We start from the raw sequence: 2358 nt of genomic DNA, 5'->3' as shown, positions 1-2358 counted from the left end.
GCAGCTATCCTAGAAGGCAAAAAAAGGCTATTTATCATAGCCTGTACCTACTTCCTATGTGGTTTTATGGATGTAGGTGCCTATTCCCTAAGAGGAATTGGATATTCTACTTCTCCTGCCATTATATCCCTAATTGGAGCTTGCCTATTAAGAATTGTATGGATATATACCTTCTTCCAGTGGGATTCCTTACATAATCTATCTGGATTAATGATCAGTTATCCTATAAGCTGGATATTAACTTTAATGGTTCATTTTACATTATTTATTATTTTATTTAAACGATTGAAATTAAAAGAATGTATAACTAGTGATTCATGTGAAGCTTAATTGCTTCACTTTTTTATATATAAAATTATATAAAAAAAGGAGTGTAAAAACCTAGGTTTTAAATTTGAAATCATTACCTAGGTTTACAGCCTTTTTATTCTCATGTTTATTTTCTTCTAGAGAATAACAATATTTTCACTTATGCTTTTCAATAAAAATTAATTATCAAGTTTCATCATATAGTTTTTCTCATTATAAGAAGACTTATCTTCCACTTTTAATTTATCCTTTGTGATATAAAACCTTTATTTACAATAAAACACACACATTAAATTGCCTTTTTATAAATCAAAACCTTTTATTAAAGATGAAACACACAATTTTATCGATAAATTTTCTTCACTTAAAGAAATACTATATGAACTTTTAATCTCTCCTATACTACTTGTATAATAAACCTGATGGTCATTTTCTAAAAGTTCTTCTACATAAATATCTTTAAAAACCCCTTCTTCTATAGGAAAGTCAAAAAAGAATTCTTCTCCAAATTCTGATATAACCCAACGTTTTGAATAAGAACCCTTGGTCGGGTTATATATTAATAATACTATTTTAAATGATTCACCTATACTCAACCTATGGAATATTAGGAAAAATATTCTTTTCCATTCCTATAATTCCATCTCCCGCAGCAACGAATTCACTTCTATGGCGACATAATTTTTATCGATATCAAACTCATATCTACTTCCTATATTTCCAATGATATTATCAAAATACAAAGGATTATTCCCGTATGTTTCATCATCCTTATATAAATCCCTTAAAACGCCTTCCACTATAGAAAAATCATAAAAGTGTTCTTTCCCAAATTCTGTCAAAATGATGTCATATTTTTCTATATAATCATATTTTATCTCCAATTTATCATAGTTAATATGCATTTGAGATGAAAACAAACAAAAAGATTCATATACAGTGTAACTTAAATAAATACTTTTATCATCATCAATATAGCTCAACGAATAAAAATGATCTTTCTTTTTAACGTCAAATGGTAATTTGATTAAACCACATTTTTCAAATTCCTCTTGGAAATAGCTTGAAAATATAGGGAAATAAATAGTTTCAAAATCTTGGATGGATATATTCCAATTTGCACCTTTGCAATAGTTTTCATTTTTTCTGTTTTCCCAAGAAACCCCTATATATAGTAAAGCAAGAACAATAATTCCGCCGAGAGTGATTACCAATAAAACGAACAAAGGGATTAGACAAAATAAAATTTTTTCTTAAATAACAATCTTCTATTCATACCCAAACTTCCTTTACCAAATAAACAAATTACCAAGAGCTCTAAAGAAATATGAAGAAAAATCCTGGGTTTCCTCAAAATCCGCTTTTTTAAAATGATATTTAAAAGAAGTTTGGTCATTTTCGTCCTGTAGACTAAATATGAAATATCCTCTTTTGTGATACTCCCATTCTCTTAGCATTTCTCCTTCTGTCCAATTCTCTCTAAGGGTAGAATTATTTTCTCTCAAATATCTTATATATGACATTGCATCTTCCCTTGTCATACTATATGTTTCATCAACATTTCCAAAATTTTTAGCTTCAGCTGTACTATTGGAGACATATGTTTCTGTTTCAATTACGGTTGCAAGTTCTACTCCGACCACACCTCCAACGATTGCACCAGTTACAGTGCCAGGAACTCCTCCTGCTACAAACCCAACAACTCCACAAACGACAACACCAACAATCGCGCCAACAATTTTTCAAAAGTTTTCCCACCAATTTCCCTCTTCATCTATCATATTTACTGGATCATTACCACAATACGCATATAGATTTAATCCAATAATACTCGATGAATCTAGGTATTCTATAGAATCTGGTGTAATAAATATTAATAATACAGGATTATAAAATCTACTCTTTAGATAATATAATTCTATATCCGTATCATAATAATATCCTTTGTATCTGAAATTAGATATTACAGTTCCTGTTTGATTTATGATGTTACCAAAGGCATCATAATCAAATTTAGATACTATTACACCACTATTATTTAAGATACCT

Annotated in this window: 5 protein-coding genes; 1 reads left to right on the top strand and 4 read right to left on the bottom strand. The window is 29.1% G+C overall.

All coding sequences use genetic code 11. The features are described 5' to 3' along the window. The coding region (locus SPJ17_RS05480) for a hypothetical protein (protein ID WP_321093365.1) at window positions 1-330 on the top strand (330 nt) is incomplete at its 5' end. Window positions 331-611: 281 nt separating this feature from the next. Here the strand turns inward: SPJ17_RS05480 and SPJ17_RS05475 are convergent. From SPJ17_RS05475 to SPJ17_RS05460, 4 genes are all read right to left on the bottom strand, one after another. After that, the gene (locus SPJ17_RS05475) at window positions 612-905 is read right to left on the bottom strand and encodes a hypothetical protein (RefSeq protein WP_321093363.1); all 294 of its coding nucleotides are present in this window, start codon (window positions 903-905) and stop codon (window positions 612-614) included. Between the two features lie 36 nt (window positions 906-941). After that, a complete protein-coding gene (locus SPJ17_RS05470; protein ID WP_321093362.1) occupies window positions 942-1535 on the bottom strand; it encodes a hypothetical protein in 594 nt (197 codons plus the stop codon). 63 nt (window positions 1536-1598) lie between these two features. After that, a complete protein-coding gene (locus tag SPJ17_RS05465; protein WP_321093360.1) occupies window positions 1599-1952 on the bottom strand; it encodes a hypothetical protein in 354 nt (117 codons plus the stop codon). Between the two features lie 99 nt (window positions 1953-2051). Then, on the bottom strand, window positions 2052-2358 hold a 307-nt coding region (locus SPJ17_RS05460), incomplete at its 5' end, for an RHS repeat-associated core domain-containing protein (protein ID WP_321093359.1).

This window comes from Anaeroplasma sp. (assembly GCF_034179385.1).
Classification (GTDB): Bacteria; Bacillota_I; Bacilli_A; order Acholeplasmatales; family Anaeroplasmataceae; genus Anaeroplasma.
Note: the sequence above shows the minus strand (reverse complement) of the source record. Positions and strands in the feature narration are given on the sequence as shown.